The following is a 1,817-nucleotide window of genomic DNA, read 5'->3' on the forward strand; positions in this document are numbered from 1 at the left end:
GGCGATCGGGATGCGCTCACCGATCGACTACGAGCAGTCCCTCAAAGCTACCCCCGAAGCAAGCTAACGCTGTCCACTTTTTCGGGGGAACCCCAAGTCGGGGTGGCTGTAGAGCAAGGCGTGGGAGACGCCGGCCTCGCGTTGGACGGCCTGGAAGGTGACGGGATCGCCGCGTTTGAGTAAGCACCGGATTGCCTGCTCGGCGTCGGCGGTCTTCTTGCTGGACTTGGCTTTCGCAGCGGCAATCAGGGCTGCGGTGCGGTCTTCTCGACTGGTCACGGTCGTGTCCTTCGTGGGATAGCGCCGAGAGTGAGCGGGACGGGTCCGGGTGCGTTGTTGAGGCAGCCGCCGCCCTGGACGGCTCGGCCGGACTCGGCGGGCAGGGCGTCCAGCAGTCGGGTCAGGGCTTGCTGCTCGGCTTGGCGCTGGGTGAGCCAGATGTTGTCGGCGGGCATAGGGCGGCCGTGCCGTTGCTCGAATTCGGTTGTGGCGCGGGCGATCAGGGCGATGGTGTCGTCGAGTTGGCGTTTCAGTGCAGTTTGGTGAGTGGAGTCGGTCGCGAAAACCGAACACGTCAAACAAGCGTTTCCCTTGTCGCAGGATTGCAGCGGCGGCAGCATGCACCGCCCGTTGGGCAGGAACCGGTCGGCGCGGTCGAACAGGTGCAGGCTGTCGTGGTCGTCGCGGGAGAACTGGATGCGGGTGCCGTCGGCCTTGAGTTTCACTGTGGTCAGGAATGCTTGTTCGGCGTGCTGTTCGCGGGCGGCGATGTAGTGCATGGTCATCGTCGGGGTGGCGTGTCCGGCATAGCGTTGCAGCACGTGGATCGGCAGCCCGAGCTCGGCCAGCCGGGTCAGGCGGGTGTGTCGGAATCGGTGGGTGTGGCTGAGCCGAACCGGGCGGCCCTGGCCGTCGGTGATCGCAACCAGGTTGTCGAACTCGCGCAGGATCCAGTTGTAACTGCCCGACGGATAGGGTTTGTCGCCGGTTCGGTTGCCGCTGCGCTGCATGAACAGGAACTGTGGTTGCCGGTCGGGGAACTGATCACGGATCCAGCGTCGCTGTTCCTCGATGACTTCGACGACTTCCTGGTCGACCAGGATGGTGTCGGGTGCGACGTCGACTTTCGTTTGCGCGTAGTGGAATCGGGCGATTCGTTCGCCGTCGGCGCCGGCGACAGTGGGTTCCGGTGGCGCGGACAGGCAGTCGAATGCGCAGGTGCGGATCTCGCTGGAGCGGCGGCCGGTGAGGATCTGCAGCAGGATCATCCGCATGGCCTGGGGGTTGTTCAGGCCGCAGGCGGCGACCTGTGTCCTGTCACCGCGGGTGATAGTCATCTGCTCGTCACGCGGTAGCCCGATGACCGGCAGCGCAGCGGTAATCTGAGCCAAGGCGTGGTCATCGACGTAGTGGGCGTCGTTGAACTCGCGGGTGTGGGGAATTTGGGTGACTTGGGCGAACCAGCTGGCCGCGTGAGCTGGGGTGACCCGATCCCAGGGTGAGGGACCGAGCATGGCGCGGGTTTCGCTGGGGTTGGCGGCGATGAAGTCCATGAGCTCCGCCGCCGCCCGCAGGTCGTCGTTGACCAGGCGAGGATGAGCCTGTTTACCGAGGTCTCGCTGATCGCCGGGGTAACGCAACCGATTGCGCGGGGCTGCCGCCCAGCGCCGGAACTCCGCTGCCTGGCCCGCCGCGACGGCCGGATCGCCCAGCACCGAGACTGGGTCATCGACGCATTCGGTGAGCCAAGTATCGAAGCGGCGCAAGCATTTCAGTCGTTCCTGACTGACGGTGCTCCAGCGCAGCGTCCCGGCCTC

2 protein-coding genes are annotated in these 1,817 nt (G+C 65.7%); both read right to left on the reverse strand.

Annotated elements, in window-relative coordinates; translation table 11 throughout:
- Positions 1–63: 63 nt before the first annotated feature.
- Positions 64–279 (reverse strand): DUF6262 family protein, encoded by a 216-nt coding sequence (locus ACFYOW_RS49535; RefSeq protein ID WP_387299149.1) that lies wholly within the window; start codon positions 277–279, stop codon positions 64–66.
- Positions 276–1,817 (reverse strand): tyrosine-type recombinase/integrase (locus tag ACFYOW_RS49540; protein ID WP_387299151.1); only part of this gene is annotated, 1,542 nt, incomplete at its 5' end. The genes ACFYOW_RS49535 and ACFYOW_RS49540, both read right to left, overlap by 4 nt.

Origin of the sequence: Nocardia sp. NPDC006982, assembly GCF_042869435.1 — a bacterium.
Lineage (GTDB): Bacteria > Actinomycetota > Actinomycetes > Mycobacteriales > Mycobacteriaceae > Nocardia.